This window comes from Flexithrix dorotheae DSM 6795, from assembly GCF_000379765.1.
Taxonomy (GTDB): domain Bacteria; phylum Bacteroidota; class Bacteroidia; order Cytophagales; family Flammeovirgaceae; genus Flexithrix; species Flexithrix dorotheae.
In genome coordinates, this window is sequence record NZ_KB903430.1 from 447,140 (window position 1) to 463,668 (window position 16,529).

The window sequence follows — 16,529 nt, forward strand, 5'->3', positions numbered from 1 at the left end:
AAAATAGCTCCATTACCAAATCTTGGCGCAGTCCAAATTTTCCTATTACCTGAGAACCTTAATTTGACAATTTACGGTAACCAACAAAAAGTTTAAATCACTTCCTTAATATTCATTTTCCTAAACAATTTCGAAATGCTACTTTCTTGCTGTTGTTGTAAGTAAACTACCGGTTATACCTAATTTAATTCTATCAGGACTAATCGGCCAAATCTTACTCAAATTAAGCTATGATTCTTTTACAGTTTTTTTTAAATTGTAAGGACATCTCAGGCTTTTCAACCAATTTTTAGCTACTCCGCAATGATTAGCCAGGCAGGTAAAAACCTTTGATAAACTAACAAGTCTTCCTGCCTTCACTTTTGGTTACGGGGTAATTCACCCAAATTCAAAAACTAATTATGACAAAGTCAACCGAAACTAAACGAGAGGTGGTGATTCTGTTTGCCGGAGATTCCGGGGATGGGATTCAACTTACTGGTGGCCAGTTTAGTGAAACTACTGGCCTTTATGGAAATGACATCAGTACATTTCCAAATTTTCCGGCAGAAATCAGGGCTCCCAAAGGGACATTAGCAGGGGTTTCCGGATTTCAACTCAAATTTGGCAGTGTGGAAATTTTCACACCCGGAGATAAATATGATGTACTGGTGGCCATGAATGCAGCCGCATTAAAAGTCAACCTGGAAAACTTAAAAACTGGAGGATTGATCATAGCCAATACCGATGGATTTGACAAGAAAAACCTCAATTTGGCAAAATATGCTGATGGGGAAAACCCATTGGAAGATCATTCTCTGGATAAATATATAGTTCATAAAATTGATGTTACAAAAATCACAAGAAATGCCCTGAAAGGATCAGGTTTGGGGATAAAGGAGATTGACAGAAGTAAAAACATGTTTGTGCTGGGGTACATTTACTGGATGTACAACCGAAAACTTGACAATACCATCGCCTTCATTAATCAGAAATTCAAGAATAATGAACAGCTAAGGGAAGCCAATATTAATGTATTAAAAACCGGTTACCATTTTGGTGATACCAGTGAGGCTTTTACATCTAGGTATCAGGTTGAGCCAGCGCCAATGCCCAAAGGAATTTATAGAAATATAAAAGGGAATGAAGCCACGGCCATTGGCCTGATTGCGGGGGCAAAAAAAGCGGGACTAAATTTATTTTATGGAAGTTATCCCATTACCCCGGCTTCAGATATTCTTCATTTCCTTTCCAAATACAAAAATTTTAAGGTTAAAACTTTTCAGGCTGAGGATGAAATTGCTGCAATTTGTTCTGCCATAGGAGCCTCCTATGGAGGAACTTTGGGAGTTACCGCTTCATCAGGGCCAGGTATTGCCCTTAAAGGAGAGGCCATCGGGCTGGCCACCATTCTGGAATTGCCGCTGGTCATTTGTAACGTGCAAAGAGGCGGACCATCAACAGGATTACCAACCAAAACCGAACAGGCTGATTTGTTTCAGGCCGTTTACGGCAGAAATGGAGAGGCTCCGGTGCCCGTGCTAGCAGCCTCCTCCCCGTCAGATTGCTTTGAAGTGGCATTTGAGGCGTGTAGAATTGCCCTGGAACACATGACTCCGGTTTTTGTACTTTCCGATGGCTATATTGCCAATGGTGCCGAGCCCTGGAGATTTCCCAAGTCTGAAGCTTTAACTGAGATCCATCCAAAGTGGGTAAATGACAACAGTAAAAATGAAGAAGGGAAATACCTCCCCTACAAAAGGGATGAGAAGCTCGTAAGAGAATGGGCTATTCCCGGAATGAAAGGGTTCGAACACAGGATTGGAGGCTTGGAAAAGGAACACGAAACAGGAAATGTATCCTACGATCCGGCTAACCATGAATTTATGATAAATCTTCGAGCAGAAAAGGTGAAGAAAATGGCCGAATTCTTACCAGAACAGCAAATTGCCATAGGAGAAAGTCAGGGGGATGTGCTGGTATTGGGTTGGGGTTCCACTTTTGGAGCCATCCAAACTGCTGTAAGGGAATTGAGAAAAGAGGGTCATTCCGTTTCTCACGCTCACCTGCGTTATGTATTTCCATTTCCCAAAAACCTGAAACAGCTTTTGAGCAGATTCAAAAAAGTTGTTATTCCGGAAATGAATAAAGGACAATTGTTACAAATGATCCGAAGTGAATTCTTAATTGATGCCAAAGGGGTGCAAAAAGTAAAAGGCCTTCCTTTTACAGTAGATGAAATCAAAAATGCAGTCCTGGGTGAAAACACTTTAGAAGCAGTGCAGTAGTTGAACAAAAATAACAACCTTTTAAATTGTTATACAGAGCGGAGCTTTCGAAGTGAAACTCTGGTACTTTATTAAAATATTGAAATCATGAGTCAGAATACACCAAACGATATAGTAGAAAAATTAACCCCAAAAGATTTTGCCACCGATCAGGATGTACGGTGGTGCCCGGGTTGTGGAGATTATTCCATTCTCAAACAAGTACAAACCATTATGCCGGAAATTGGTGTGCCCAAAGAGGACATCGTGTTTATCTCAGGAATTGGATGTTCTTCCCGGTTTCCCTATTACATGAATACTTATGGTATGCACAGTATCCATGGGAGGGCTCCTGCCATTGCTAGTGGACTGAAAGCGGTAAACCCTGACCTCAGTGTTTGGGTAATTACAGGTGATGGAGACGCCCTTTCCATTGGGGGTAACCACTTAATTCACATGCTCAGAAGGAATTTCGATCTTAATGTATTGCTTTTTAATAATGAGATATATGGGTTGACTAAAGGGCAATATTCCCCAACTTCACCAGAAGGAAGTATTTCAAAATCAACTCCTATGGGTTCTGTGGATCATCCTTTCAATCCATTGGCCTTATGTATGGGTGCAGAAGGGACATTTATAGCCAGAACCCTGGATAGAGATCCCAAACATTTAAGGGATGTATTATCAGAGGCTCATTTACATAAAGGTACTTCCATGGTGGAAATTTACCAGAATTGTAACGTGTTTAATGATGGGGCTTTTTTCCCATTCACAGAGAAAGCCACTAAGCCTGATAATGTCATTTTTCTGGAGCAGGGAGAACCACTGGTTTTTGGTAAAGAGGGAAATTTGGGTATTAAACTGGATGGTTTTAAACCTACAGTAGTCAATTTGGATGAAGGGTTTTCAAAAGAAGATTTATGGAAACACGATAAATCGGACAAAATAAAAGCCTCTATTCTCACGCAACTATTTGATGATCCCAAAACGGAAGGAGCTTTACCAAGGCCATTTGGCGTATTTTACGCTGAGGAAAGGTTTAATTATGAAGATGTGTTTAATAAGCAGATTCAGGAGGCATTAGCTTCAAAAGGCGAAGGTGATTTAGATGCCCTTTTAGCCGGCCACAGTACCTGGGAAATCAAGTAGATTTTATTTTTGGAAATTTTTTCCCCCTCACCTGAAATTTTGTTTTGGGTGAGGGTTTTTAGTTTTATCCCACCAATTAATGTATAGATTCTTTATTTTTATCAAGTAATTTACAAGCAAAACTAAACACAACCTTATGGGATATTGGGGAACTGGAATATCTTCCAATGACACTTTTGAAGATATTCGGGAGGATTTTTTTGCGTTCTATAATGAGGGACAAGAAGTAAAAGAGATTACAAATCATCTCATTAATTCAAATAAAGAAATTCTAGAAGATAATGAAGAAATCAACAATTTTTGGTTCGCTTTAGCCCTTTGTCAGTGGGAATGTAAATCTCTTGAAGCTAAACTTTTGAATCGGGTAACAGAAATTATAACCTCAGGAAAAGATATTGAACTTTGGAAAGAACTTGGAGCAAAGCAATCCGAAATTACAAAGAGAAAAAAAGCACTTACAAATTTTCTCATTAAATTAAATTCAGAAAGGAAAACCCCCAGAAAAAGGAAAAAGATAAAATTAATAGATTCAATTTTCGAAAAAGGGGATTGCCTTGGTATTAATCTATCAAATGGACATTTTGGGGCTCTTTATGTTCTAGAATCTGAAGAACAAACAGAATATGGGTTTAACCTGATTGCAATTTGTGATTATTTTAAAAAACAACCTCCAAATCTCGATTATTTTAAATATGGGAATATTCTTATATCCAAGTATCAAGAATTTCCTGGTACATTTAAAGATGATCCTCTAATTAAATGGTTCATGGCTGTAAATTTTGAAACATCCGATATTGATTTCGAAAAGGTTGGATCAATTCCAACAAGCAAAATATTTACAAAAGATCATATTTATAACAGTTATTCCCATTGGACAAACATTCCAGATCATATAGTAAGACAACCTGAACTTATTGAAAAGCACGGACCTACAATAATAGAAATTCAACTTAAATCATTGAGATAGAAAATTTGTCCTTTTTATAAAAGAAACATGAATTCTCAGGAAAAAACACTTTAGGAAACGGGGCTTTTCCTTGAAAACCCTACTGAAACAATAATCCTATATCCTTGAGTTTTTTAGTTTAAAGCCTTTCCCTTTATAAACGCAGGGTTTCTACGAAAACCCCGCAGGGACATCAAGAGCCTATGGTTTTTGATTACTAAAGTAACTATATCCTTCCCAGCAATTCCGTTTTTTTATCGTCAAATTCTTTTTGAGTCAGTATTCCCTTTTCTTTTAAGGCGGCTAGTTTTTCTATTTTTTCAAAAATATCATCTTCAGCTTCTTTAGTTTTTGCCTCTTCCGCAGAAGAAATTAAAATATCCTGGTTTGGCGTTTTTTCCTCCTTTTCTATAGGTTCCTCTGCCTGAACAGATGAGGATGAACCCGGTTGGGGCTTCACTTCATCCTTTGGCTTATTCTCCCCGGAAATAACTGGCAAATCGCTTAAGGACACATTCCCGTATTGACTCGTAAAATTCACGGAATCACTTCCACCTTGCTGCTGCCCTACCCCATTAATCTGGTGGTCGAGTGTATCGTAAACCGTTACCTGCCCGTGCCTTTTGATGGCGAGCCTTCCAGGATTTGAAAAAATGGCATAATGCATATCATTCTGGCTGCCGGAAGAATTGGGAATACCTAAATCTCCCCACCAGTTTCCTCCCTGAAAACCACCTTCATCTGGCGATTTTTTAAGCAAAGGTTTATATTGAATAGAGCCCTGAATAATTAAGTTAGACAAATCAATACAAAGCCCATCTACAGTAAATTTCAATTGATTGTTAAACATGTCGCCTACCATAGTCATTCCACCCTGCATCCATTGGCCAGACCCTCCCAGCTCGGGAAGATTGAATTGTGCCATGGTGCCATTGCTACGAATCAAAGCATGTGACAATTCCTGCACAGTCTGGAAGCTTACCTGGTATCGGTTGGCCACTTCAGCCATTACTTGTACACTTGCATCAGTAAATAAACCACTCATTATTTTGCCTTCCGGATTTAAAATATTCAACTATTGTTTTTTATAAAGGTAGTCATAATAGGGATAATAAGTTTTTTGAAAAGGATTTAATTGGAATTTAAGCAAAGCAGTATTCACTATTCATAATGGAGAAAATGCTCAACCATAGGAATTAAAAAATAAAAGTTCAGGAATTTACTCACAAAGAGATGAATTCAGCAGAACTCTATTAACAATTAAAAATAATTTTCGGCCTGTATATCAATTAGTTATAAAAATCCTGCAAAAAACTGCAACATTATTCCTGCAGTTTCCGAATTATCATTTATCTGGAATAGAAGAAGATCAAAAATTTAATTTCCAGCTAGCCGTAAGTTGTTTTAGCTATTAAGTGATTTATCTTAGAAAACGCGTTTCTAAAGAACCACTTCCCTTAATATTTTTTCTAAAAAACCCAAAGCCAGGTTAAAACACATTTCACACGTACAACTTTTTTATGAAACTAGTGTCAAAACTATTAATTGGTATCATGGTGATAGCCAATTTTATCTCCTGCAATGACGAGGATGAACCACAGGTAACCCCAATTTCACAACCCGTTAAAATTCAATTTGGTGAAGATGATTCGATCCCTGAAAATGGAGGATCAAAAGAAATTTTCCTCCAATTTGATAAGGCTGCTCCTTCCGATGGAGAAATCACATTGGAAGTAGAATCTGATTTCCCGGACGATTTTGAAACCAGTCCTGAAATTGCTGAAAATCTATTGAAAATACCTATTGAAAAAGGTAAAAAAACAGTATCTTTTGATTTTATTCCCGTCAATAATTCTGTCCTGGGATCAGATAGGGCAATAAATTTTAAAATACTGGAACTTAGCAAGGGATTTGAACCGGGCATTAAGAACAGTTTAAAAATTATTCTGGTGGAGGATGAGGAAAGAGTCACTGCTTCCTTTTCAGAAGCCTCTTCCAGCCTTCTTGAAACTGAGTTAAAAGGAACCATAATCCAGATTAATTTGTCTGGTCCTGCTCCAGGCGAAGGGTCCATTACCTTAAAAATAGAGGAAGGTTTTCAAAATGGTAATTTTCAGACCGAGCCAAAATTCAATTCAGAAGGAAAGTTAAAAATCGTAGTGCCATTGGGTGCAACTACAGCCAGTTTCCAGGTAACCCCAATACATAACAATGTATTATCTGGCCATCAGCTTTTCAAATTTTCAATTTCAGAAACTGAAGGAGCCATCACCAAAGGGGAATTAAATAAAAGGGAATTTACAATTCTGGATAATGAATTGGTAGGCAAACCAAAATCCTATGAAGTAATTGGAGGAAACTGGAAATCCAGAAAGACCTTCTTTTATGAAGCTTCCGGAAAAATCGAGAAAATAGAATGGGAAACCGAGACTCCGGGTAAACGCACAGGAACAGATACCTATTATTATAATATTCATGGGCAAATAGAAAAGATTAATCATTTCCCTAATCACGATGAGTATTTTTATTATGAGGATGGCAGAGTCACCCGTTCAGAAGAAATAGAAAATGGGGAAAAAAGTTCCTACAAGGAATATGACTACGATCCTGCTGGCAACATTGGAGGAGAAGCCGTTTATTACAAACAAAGTTCAGGAGAATTCAAATTAGGTTTTGTATTTGTATTCCTTTATTTCGATAATGGCAATTTATATAAACAACTGACCTATATTCCGGTAGATACCGAGGAAGAATACGAACTCATTTCTACCAGAACTTTTGATAATTACAACAGTAGCTCCAATCCTTTTCCAGTAGAAATTGTTCCAACTATCGCAGCCCAAAAACAGTTGCCAGGTTCTTATCAATTGGAAGAAAATGGATTTGATATAACCTACAATTTTTCATATACATTCGATGAAAATGGACACCTAGCCACTCGGTCAGCTTCATCTTCTTCTGGTGGAGAATCAACTACATATTCATTTTATTAATTTTATTTGAAGCAAACATTTTTAGTGCTGTGGCTATTATTTGGCTACAGCACTTTTTTTGTTTTTTGGGGAATTTCAATTCTATACATCCTTACTCCTATTCTTTAAAAATTAATTTTAACCGCTATATTTGCGCCATGGCAAAGAATGACAAGAAACAGGAGAACACAGTATTACAAAAAGTAATTGCTCATGCTAAGGAATACGGGTTTGTATTCCCCTCCAGTGAAATTTATGATGGTTTGCAGGCGGTATATGATTACGGCTCGAATGGGGTTGAATTGAAAAATAACCTCAAACAATTTTGGTGGAAAGCTATGACCCAGCTCAATGATAATATTGTAGGGATAGATGCTTCTATTTTTATGCATCCCACCACCTGGAAGGCTTCTGGTCACGTGGATAGTTTTAACGATCCCATGCTGGATAATAAAGATTCTAAAAAGAGATACAGAGCCGATAATTTGCTTGAAGATAAAGCCGATGAATATAGAAAGGCTGGTGATGAGGCCAGGGCTGATGATTTAATCAAAAAAATGAACCAATTGCTGGAAGCTGAAGATTTAGCTGGTGTTCATGATTTGATTATGGAAGAAGGCATTACCTGTCCTATTTCGGGAACAGCAAACTGGACCGAAGTAAGACAATTTAACTTAATGTTTTCTACCCAGACTGGTGCCATTGCAGATGCTGCCAGCACCATCTTCCTTAGACCGGAAACTGCTCAGGGTATTTTCGTAAACTTTCTGAACGTGCAAAAATCTGCCAGAATGAAAGTGCCTTTTGGAATTGCCCAGATTGGTAAGGCTTTCAGAAATGAAATCATTGCCCGTCAGTTTATTTTCAGGATGAGGGAATTCGAGCAAATGGAAATGCAATTTTTCGTAAGGCCAGGTTCGGAAATGGAATGGTATGAGAAATGGAAGGCGCAAAGAATGGCATGGCATACCGTATTGGGAACTGATCCTGAAAAATTAAGATTTCACGATCATGATAAATTGGCGCATTATGCCAATGCTGCTGCTGATATAGAATTCGAATTTCCTTTCGGTTTCAAAGAAATAGAAGGTATTCATTCCAGAACTGATTTTGATTTAAGCAAGCACCAGGAATATTCAAGGAAGAAACAACAATATTTCGATCCTGAAATTAATCAGAATTATGTGCCTTATGTAGTAGAAACTTCAATAGGTGCCGACAGGTTATTCCTCTCTACTCTTTGTAATGCATTTACTGAAGAAGAAGTTGGAGAAGGAGATAAGGTGAAAACCAGAACTTACTTTAAGTTCAATCCGGCAATTGCTCCGGTTAAGGCGGCTATTTTACCTTTAACTAAGAAGGACGGACTTCCTGAAAAGGCAAAAGCCCTTTATAATGACCTGAAATTTGATCATAATATTTTCTATGAAGAACAGGCTGCCATTGGGAAAAGATATACCAGACAGGATTTAATCGGTACTCCATTCTGTTTCACAATTGATCACCAGACACTTGAAGATGATACGGTGACTTTAAGACACAGGGATTCTACAGCACAGGAAAGGATGAGTATCAGTAAAGTAAAAGAATGGTTAGGCGAACAGGTTTCAATGACTAATCTGCTAAAAAAATTGTAATTTTACTTATTGAAGTAAAACCTCAAAAAAAGTCTTCCAAAGTAAATTTGGAAGACTTTTTTTATCTTAAAGGCGTTTAAATGCTCAATATTAGATTTGGGATGAATTATTGTCTGAAGCCTGATATTTGCTTTTATGAAATTTACAATTCAATTTAACACTTTACTTTAAATAGCTCTGGAGCTTTGATTTACAATGACAAATAACACTAATAATTCCACCTCAGGACTTTCCTATTTCATCAATAAAATATTACCCAAGGTGGAAATGACCGGGCTGGTCATTACCCTCATTGGAGGTTTATTCTGGATCAATAATTACCAGGGGGGTAATAATCTTTTGACCCTTGGGTTGGTGTTAGTGGCTATTTGTAATTTAATTTTAGGCTTCGGTTCCAGCAATACTGCAATTAAAACCCCTTCTGAAAAACCAAATTTCCTTTATCATGTAATCCTACCCAAACTTATCAATCTGGGTATTTCCATAGCTGCTATTGGCACTTTACTGGACCTGCTTTTTCTTCCGGGCAGCAAGCAATTGCTTTTGATTAGCGGACTTGGGCTTATGCTTTTACTGATCATCAGGGTGGTAGTAAAGCCTGAATCACTTTTCAAGGAAAATATTGATAAGAAACTGGTCTTTTTTGCACTTCTATCCATCTACCTTTGGCAAATGGAGCCGCTAAGTCTTTATCTCATAAAATATAAAGGTCATCCGGAATTGATTAACTTGTTTGAGCTCAGTCTGCAGGATCCTGAAAACCCTAAATACCGGAATGCCATTCAGGAATATAAAACAAAAAACTTGTTGTATTAAAAAATGGCAGAATTCTAATCATCAGGAATTTTCAATTCAAACACAAATTATAAAAATATCTGGGAGGCTTTAAGAGCCTCCTTTTTTGTTTTAGATTCCTCCCCAACCATCCTTTTCAATGCTGGTTTTTTTTCATAGTTTTAAGAACTGTACTTAAATTTTTAGTGTCAATTTTTCAAATTATGTTCAGGAACTATCTCAAAATTGCCCTTCGTCATTTAACGAGGAATAAAATTTATTCCTTTATCAATCTGGCTAGTTTAACTCTTGGCCTAACCTGTTGCTTTCTAATTTTGGTTTTTGTCCGGTTTGAGTTGAGTTTTGATAACTTTCACATCAATCAAAATAAAATATTCCGAATTATTCCCACTTCTGTTAAAAAGGGAATAGAAGCCAGACAAACCTGGTCCCCTTCTGCTTTTGGACCGCACCTGAAAGAAAAGTTTCATGAAATAACCCACTACAGCAGAACTTTGAATTTCGGAGATGATGCCCTGATTAAATATGAAGAAGAAAAACTTGCCAAGGGAGAAGTTTTGATGGCGGACAGTGATTTTGTGGAAATGTTCTCTTTTAAAATAATTGAAGGGAACCCCGCTAATTTATTGGTAGAACCGACTTCTATGGTTATTTCCCAACGAATCGCAGCACAACATTTTCCAAAGGAAAGCCCATTGGGAAAGGTAGTCTCTTTTAACAAAGATTTTCAGTTTACCATCACCGGAGTTGTGGAAAACCCACCAGTTAATTCCCATTTACAATTCGATTATATTCTTCCTTTCACTTCTCTTTCAATCATCTACACAGACTGGATGAGAGAGGATTTTTTTGAAAACTATGATTCATGGAACTATCCTACCTATGTAATGGTAGATCATATGGAAAATACCCAGACCATACAACAAGATGCTACCGATTTTCTAAATAAAAAACTAGGTAGAAACCAGGAAGAATCCACTGGTTATTTTTGGTTTCAACCGCTCCGGGAAATTCATTTTGGTCAAAATATTAGGGGTGATGTCATTACCACCGATAGAAATTATATTTATGCTTTTTCAGCGATTGCATTATTTATTCTTCTAATTGCCTGCATCAATTTCATGAATCTTTCCACAGCACGAGCCTTTAAGAGGGCAAAAGAAGTAGGTATGAGAAAGGCCATGGGAGCATTCAGAGGCCAATTGATTAGCCAGTTTTTAGGAGAAACATTGCTACTGAGTCTTAGCTCGCTTGCACTGTCCATCCTGCTATTAGAATTGATGATTCCCTGGATAAATGACATGATGGACATCCGGTTGGATTTCATCTATATGGAAAATCTTTCCATTCTCGCAGGTATGCTTGGCATTGGTATTCTAACAGGAATTTTGGCTGGAAGCTATCCTGCTTTTTACCTTTCAGCATTTCATCCGGCTAAAGTACTTAAAAGCAACTTAAGTGGATCGGGTTCTTCTTCAATTAGAAAAGTACTGACCGTTTTCCAATTTGCTATTGCAGCTTTTTTGGTAATTTTCACTATCACAGTGTATGAACAAATGAGCTTTATGAAAACCAGTAAGTTGGGTTTTGAAAAAGAACAGGTAATTTTTTTCTATCCAACTGCTGAAATTACCAGGAATTACGAGGTATTTAAACAAAAACTAAAATCCTTGTCAGGGGTTAAAAATGTAACCCGTTCGAATGGAGTTCCTGGAAAAATGCAGTCTCATTATTCCTATGTAATTCCTGATGAAAATGGAGAAGAGTTTAAAACCAATATCAATACGCTTATCCTTGATCAAGAATATATGGAAGTAATGGGTCTTGAACTCGCAGATGGACGGAACCTGAATGAGGAAATAGCTTCTGACATAAAAAAGGGCTATCTGGTAAATGAAACCGCAGTTAAAAAATTTAATATAAAAAACCCTGTAGGAAAAGAATTCGCTGTATTCCAGCCTGACCGACCACTGGATGGCAAAATCGTAGGCGTGGTAAAAGATTTTCACTATAAATCGCTTCAAAATCAGATTGATCCGCTGGCCATGTGGATTAGCCCTGAAAACACCTGGATGATTGCTTTAAAACTGCAAAGTGAAAACCTGGAAAAGGACCTTGCAGCCATAAAAAAAGTTTATGCGGAATTTGCTCCGGAGTTTCCTTTCGATTATAAATTCCTGGATGACGATTTTGATAATCTTTATAAAAAAGAAGAAAATTTGGGCAACTTGCTGGGTGCTTTTTCGGTTTTGGCCATTTTAGTAGCCTGCCTGGGCTTATTTGGATTAACTGCTTTTATGGCAGAGCAAAGGACTAAGGAAATTGGGGTTCGTAAGGTATTGGGAGCATCTGTAAAAAGTATAATTTTACTTTTGTCCAGGGATTTCTCCAAATTGGTAATTATTGCTTTTTTAATGGTAATTCCGGTGGCCTGGTACCTGATTAATAAATGGCTAACAGATTTTGCCTATAGAATTGACTTCGGGTACGAAATTTTTCTGACTTCAGGGGTGCTTATTCTGCTATTTGCCTGGCTAACCACCAGTTATCAATCAGTAAAAGCAGCTATAGTAAATCCGGTAGATTCTCTTAAGGACGAATAAAAGCAAAAAAGGGAAGCCCTTAAGCCTTCCCTTTTTTGCCAACCCTCAAAATAATTGGAAATATCACCTTGATTTTTTCAGTCCCTCCCCAGGCATTTTTTAATTTCTCTTGAATTATATCAACAGGATTTTCCCTATTCTGACTGATATAATGTTTCACAGATGACCAGGTGTTTAGGTACCCAATCAATTGCTCAAAAGTCCAATGGAGTTCAATTTCAAATGCTGGAGTTTCTATTTCCCTGAAAGGAAATGGAATGGTTTGATAACCGGCATCAATGTGCCTTCTTTCCTTATCCCAATATTTGCCCACCACCTCAGTGTAGAAATGATGGATTATTTCATTCAAATGAGGCGGTATTTGAATAGTAGAATAGCCAATTGCCACAAAAATACCTTCAGGCTTAAGTACTTTTTTTACTGCCGGATAAAATCCATCAAAATCGAACCAGTGAATGGCCTGTGCTACGGAAATAAGATCAAATGAATTTTCAGGAAAGGCTGCATTTTCCGCCTGCTCTACTTTATATGTAATTCGATCGTGCGGAACAGCATTTTTGATCTGGTTGGCACTTAAATCAGTAGCCCAGACCCGGTCAAAATATTCAGCAAGTTCCACTGCAAATTGCCCATTTCCAGTACCACAATCCCAGGCTTGCTTTTTTTCTTCCACCAGAGCAATTAGAAATTCAATGGCTTCTCTGGGATAGCTGGGCCTGTAAAGGGCATATTCTTTCGACTTATCAGAGAAATTATCGATCATTTTGCCGGCTTATTTTCCTACTTTTTCCAAAGGTAAAACCGCATTTTCAAATGTGCCCAGTTTTAATTTAAATTCTTCTAAAAGTGGTTCGTCCGTAATTCCGTTTTCTTCTGAAAAATTATCATTGAAAAAAGGAAGGGAAAAAGTGGCAATTGTATTTTTATTGGCCAGCTGGAAGCGATTTAAAGCAATATCCAAAACAGTTTTTCCTCCTCTCCCCCCGGGTGAAGTTGCCATTAGCAACATAGGTTTACTTTCCCAGACATCCTTACCCAGGCGGGAAATCCAGTCAAAAATATTTTTAAAAGCGGCTGAGTAGACTCCGTTGTGTTCCGCAAAAGAGATGATTATCCCATCAGATGCTTTGATCAATGCCTTGAACTTTTGCGCCAGTTCGGGGATACCCGATTCCTTTTCTCTGTCAATGCTGTAAATAGGCATTTCATAGTCATTTAGGTCAAGGAAAGTGATTTCTGCCTCATCTACCTGGTTTGCGGTAAATGCTACTAACTTTTGATTGATCGATTGTTTACTATTGCTCGCAGCAAAAGCTAAGATTTTTTTAGTCATGATTTATTTGATCTTAATTTTGATATCAATTGATTTAATAATTTCAACTCCTGTTCCCCCAGGTTTTCCATCATGGGTTTATGGATTGTATTTACCTTTTTATTTAATTTTCTAAGTAGTTTAATTCCTTCTTCGGTAATGGTAATATCCATTTTCCTTCGATTAGTACAACACTCACACCTGTTCACATAGCCTTTTGCCAAAAGCTTATCAATTATTCGGGTCACATTACTCGATCTTTGCACCATCCCTTCCAGAATTTCCTGGACAGTTAGTGGCTTTCCATTAGCCGTTTTCAATATAAGTAACACATTATACTGCGGTTCGGTTATGCCAAATTCTTTCAATTCCAAACTAACCTGATCCGTAACCCAATGGCCCATTGTGATGATTTTGTGAATGGTTTCGAAATAGGTATTATTCATATTTACATCATTAGAATTGTAAAAATAGATTCATACAACTATTGTACATACAATAATAATCCCAACAAAGTTCAACTTCCAGATAATATATTTTTAAACAAGTCTTAAAAGGACCAGAATTTTCACCAATAATTGAAATAGTACTGTGGTAAAGACGTATTTCTAGAGCTACTAGCCCAAAATAAGCATAATATTACAGCAACTGAAGATACTGATTAACCATACAAAACTAGAAACAACTATTTCACGCCTGTGGTAATTAGTAAACAAATATCAATCTTCTGTTGTATGGTTTAGATTTCTAATTAAAAAAAGTTACTTTAATATAAAATTCTAAAGGTTCATCATGACCAGATTTTTGTCCAGATCATGTTTACTGCTCTTCCTGTTTTTCCTGGGTCATTTTGCCTATCCCAAAACACAGGATACAGAGCTGGACCTTAGGGATTATGATCTTGATAATAAAACAATTGACCTGAATGAGAATTGGCAATACCATGTGGGCAAACTGCTTGGAATACACGAACTGGATACTGCACATTGGGAATTGACCAACCTCCCTAAAAACTGGACTACAATGACCTGGAAAGGCCATCCTGTACCTTTAAAAGGATTGGTCACTTACCGAAAAAAAATTGTAATGCCTACATCGGCCCGGCCAGTGGCGATGAAATTATATGAATCCTTGTCGGCACATCAAATTTTCGTGAATGGGAAGTTAATTGCCACTTCTGGAAAAGTGGGGTGGAGTAAAGCTGATGAAATCCCTGATTACAATACCAATATCATCACAATTCCCGGTTATTTCCATCAGGGAGATACTTTGGATATTTTAGTGCATGTTTCCAACTGGAATTTTTTGTATGGCGGGATAAAAGTGAAGGTGACCTTAGGAGGAAAAGCACTTCTCGAGAAAGCACAGGAAAAAAAACAAATTATTGACAGCATTATGCTGGGGTTAATTTTATTGGTGGCCATTTCACAAATTATTTTTTTCGTATTTAGGAAAAAAGAATATTTCTTCCTTTATCTGGCGCTTTTTGCCATTTGTTTGTTTCTTCGTTTTTCAAGTATTGATGAAATAATACTCCGAATAATTTATCCGGAACTCAGCCATTCTACTATTGTCCATTTCAGATGGCTGTGTACTTATCTGGCCATCCCAATTCTTATTCAGTTTTCTTATTCCTTATTTCCCACCTATACCTCAAAAAAATTCACTGTAATTAGCTGGATAATTGCCAGTGTGCATGTATTGGCTCTTTTTGTTTTACCTTTCGATTCCATTATTTACCATGCTATTCACTATCATATTTTCATGTTGGGATCCACGCTTTACTTTATTTATGTGAACTTTAAAGCTGCCAGAAACAAAGAAACTGGATCGATTATACTTTTAGCAGGCATTGCTTTTGCCTTCCCTTTCTTATTGATAGATATCCTTTACGCCCAACTGGTTATCAATTTTGGCAATGTAGCCAACTGGGGAGCAATGGTCTTATTTTTATCCATGATGATTGTAACTGCCAAACGTTTTTCCCTTGCCCTTACCAATGGTGAAACTTTATCTCAGAAACTTACCGAAATGAATGACAATCTGGAACAAAAGGTGAAAGACAGAACCCAGGTAATTGAAAACCAGAAACTGGTCCTTGAAAAGCAACACCATAGCTTACAACAATTATTAAAGGATCAGGAAACTTTAATGGCCATGGTCGCCCACGATTTAAAAGCTCCATTAAACCGGGCTGCAGGATTGGCAGAGGTTATGTCACTTTCAGGAGAGCTTTCAGAAGATCAGTTGTTTCTAAACACAAAAATTATAGAAGTGGCTCAACAGGGAAGCAAATTGGTAGAGCAACTAAATGCCCTTCAGAAATACGAACAGGATAAGAAAAAGCTGGTATTTAAAGATTGTGACATTGCTCAGTTAATCCATAACCTGGTAGAGGGTTTTCAAAAAACTGCTCATAAAAAAGACATAAATCTAACTGCAGAAATTAAAGTGCCTATCCAATTCCAAACGGACAAAGATGCATTGGAAAGAATATTAGATAATTTGGTTTCCAATGCCTTAAAATTTAGTCCCAGAAATAAAACCGTGAGCATAAGCGCCAAAGTAAAGGAAGGGCAGTTAACCATTGCAGTGAAGGATGAAGGCCAGGGCTTTTCGGAAGAGGACAAAGCCAAAGCTTTTGGGAAATTTCAGACACTTTCCGCCCAACCAACTGCAGGTGAAAAATCAACCGGGCTGGGATTGAGCATTGTGAAAATTTTGGTAGAAAAGCTGGGAGGAACCATTACCCTGGAAAGCGAGCAAGGAAAGGGAGCAGTCTTTCTTATTTTATTAAAAAGCTGAAAAACTCCACTAAATATCTGTAATCACATCGGGAATTACATCAAATCCCCTTACGAAATATGAA

At 37.4% G+C, this 16,529-nt stretch carries 12 protein-coding genes; 8 read left to right on the forward strand and 4 right to left on the reverse strand.

Annotation, left to right across the window (positions count from 1 at the left end; translation table 11 throughout):
• The first annotated feature begins 401 nt into the window (after window positions 1–401).
• From A3EM_RS0101855 to A3EM_RS41240, 3 genes are all read left to right on the forward strand, one after another.
• A complete protein-coding gene (locus tag A3EM_RS0101855; protein ID WP_020526459.1) occupies window positions 402–2,267 on the forward strand; it encodes a 2-oxoacid:acceptor oxidoreductase subunit alpha in 1,866 nt (621 codons plus the stop codon).
• A gap of 87 nt (window positions 2,268–2,354) precedes the next feature.
• Window positions 2,355–3,395: a 2-oxoacid:ferredoxin oxidoreductase subunit beta gene (locus A3EM_RS0101860; RefSeq protein WP_020526460.1), complete on the forward strand. Its 1,041-nt coding sequence runs from the start codon at window positions 2,355–2,357 to the stop codon at window positions 3,393–3,395.
• Window positions 3,396–3,531: 136 nt separating this feature from the next.
• Window positions 3,532–4,362 carry a hypothetical protein gene (locus A3EM_RS41240; protein ID WP_020526461.1) on the forward strand — a complete coding sequence of 277 codons (831 nt, stop codon included), beginning with the start codon at window positions 3,532–3,534 and terminating at the stop codon, window positions 4,360–4,362.
• A 205-nt stretch (window positions 4,363–4,567) separates the two neighbouring features.
• Here the strand turns inward: A3EM_RS41240 and A3EM_RS0101870 are convergent, their stop codons facing one another.
• Window positions 4,568–5,386: an SHOCT domain-containing protein gene (locus A3EM_RS0101870; protein ID WP_020526462.1), complete on the reverse strand. Its 819-nt coding sequence runs from the start codon at window positions 5,384–5,386 to the stop codon at window positions 4,568–4,570.
• A 484-nt stretch (window positions 5,387–5,870) separates the two neighbouring features.
• On the opposite strand from A3EM_RS0101870, the gene A3EM_RS0101875 reads away from it, so the two are divergent.
• From A3EM_RS0101875 to A3EM_RS0101890, 4 genes are all read left to right on the forward strand, one after another.
• Window positions 5,871–7,334: a hypothetical protein gene (locus A3EM_RS0101875; RefSeq protein WP_169513319.1), complete on the forward strand. Its 1,464-nt coding sequence runs from the start codon at window positions 5,871–5,873 to the stop codon at window positions 7,332–7,334.
• 137 nt (window positions 7,335–7,471) lie between these two features.
• Window positions 7,472–8,950: a glycine--tRNA ligase gene (locus A3EM_RS0101880; protein ID WP_020526464.1), complete on the forward strand. Its 1,479-nt coding sequence runs from the start codon at window positions 7,472–7,474 to the stop codon at window positions 8,948–8,950.
• A 195-nt stretch (window positions 8,951–9,145) separates the two neighbouring features.
• Complete coding sequence (locus A3EM_RS0101885) at window positions 9,146–9,766, forward strand: hypothetical protein (protein WP_020526465.1); 621 nt, start codon at window positions 9,146–9,148, stop codon at window positions 9,764–9,766.
• Between the two features lie 182 nt (window positions 9,767–9,948).
• Complete coding sequence (locus tag A3EM_RS0101890) at window positions 9,949–12,348, forward strand: ABC transporter permease (protein ID WP_020526466.1); 2,400 nt, start codon at window positions 9,949–9,951, stop codon at window positions 12,346–12,348.
• A 19-nt stretch (window positions 12,349–12,367) separates the two neighbouring features.
• Here the strand turns inward: A3EM_RS0101890 and A3EM_RS0101895 are convergent, their stop codons facing one another.
• Genes A3EM_RS0101895 through A3EM_RS0101905 form a run of 3 tightly spaced genes read right to left on the reverse strand, consistent with a single transcriptional unit; the run spans window position 12,368 to window position 14,106 of the window.
• On the reverse strand, window positions 12,368–13,111 hold the full coding sequence (locus A3EM_RS0101895; RefSeq protein WP_020526467.1) for a class I SAM-dependent methyltransferase: 744 nt from the start codon (window positions 13,109–13,111) through the stop codon (window positions 12,368–12,370).
• Window positions 13,112–13,120: 9 nt separating this feature from the next.
• Window positions 13,121–13,681 (reverse strand): NADPH-dependent FMN reductase, encoded by a 561-nt coding sequence (locus A3EM_RS0101900; RefSeq protein ID WP_020526468.1) that lies wholly within the window; start codon window positions 13,679–13,681, stop codon window positions 13,121–13,123.
• Window positions 13,678–14,106, reverse strand: a complete 429-nt coding sequence (locus tag A3EM_RS0101905) for a MarR family winged helix-turn-helix transcriptional regulator (protein ID WP_020526469.1) — start codon at window positions 14,104–14,106, stop codon at window positions 13,678–13,680. The genes A3EM_RS0101900 and A3EM_RS0101905 overlap by 4 nt, the downstream gene beginning before the upstream one ends.
• A 346-nt stretch (window positions 14,107–14,452) precedes the next feature.
• Here A3EM_RS0101905 and A3EM_RS0101910 point away from each other — a divergent pair, with 346 nt between their 5' ends.
• Window positions 14,453–16,465, forward strand: a complete 2,013-nt coding sequence (locus tag A3EM_RS0101910) for a sensor histidine kinase (RefSeq protein WP_020526470.1) — start codon at window positions 14,453–14,455, stop codon at window positions 16,463–16,465.
• The last annotated feature ends 64 nt before the right edge of the window (window positions 16,466–16,529 follow it).

Excerpts from the sequence above, each read along its gene's own strand:
- A3EM_RS0101910 (WP_020526470.1), top strand. The coding sequence starts at position 14,453 with ATGACCAGATTTTTGTCCAGATCATGTTTACTGCTCTTCCTGTTTTTC.
- A3EM_RS0101855 (WP_020526459.1), top strand. The coding sequence starts at position 402 with ATGACAAAGTCAACCGAAACTAAACGAGAGGTGGTGATTCTGTTTGCC.
- A3EM_RS0101905 (WP_020526469.1), bottom strand. The coding sequence starts at position 14,106 with ATGAATAATACCTATTTCGAAACCATTCACAAAATCATCACAATGGGC.
- A3EM_RS0101885 (WP_020526465.1), top strand. The coding sequence starts at position 9,146 with ATGACAAATAACACTAATAATTCCACCTCAGGACTTTCCTATTTCATC.
- A3EM_RS0101900 (WP_020526468.1), bottom strand. The coding sequence starts at position 13,681 with ATGACTAAAAAAATCTTAGCTTTTGCTGCGAGCAATAGTAAACAATCG.
- A3EM_RS41240 (WP_020526461.1), top strand. The coding sequence starts at position 3,532 with ATGGGATATTGGGGAACTGGAATATCTTCCAATGACACTTTTGAAGAT.
- A3EM_RS0101870 (WP_020526462.1), bottom strand. The coding sequence starts at position 5,386 with ATGAGTGGTTTATTTACTGATGCAAGTGTACAAGTAATGGCTGAAGTG.
- A3EM_RS0101880 (WP_020526464.1), top strand. The coding sequence starts at position 7,472 with ATGGCAAAGAATGACAAGAAACAGGAGAACACAGTATTACAAAAAGTA.
- A3EM_RS0101895 (WP_020526467.1), bottom strand. The coding sequence starts at position 13,111 with ATGATCGATAATTTCTCTGATAAGTCGAAAGAATATGCCCTTTACAGG.
- A3EM_RS0101860 (WP_020526460.1), top strand. The coding sequence starts at position 2,355 with ATGAGTCAGAATACACCAAACGATATAGTAGAAAAATTAACCCCAAAA.
- A3EM_RS0101890 (WP_020526466.1), top strand. The coding sequence starts at position 9,949 with ATGTTCAGGAACTATCTCAAAATTGCCCTTCGTCATTTAACGAGGAAT.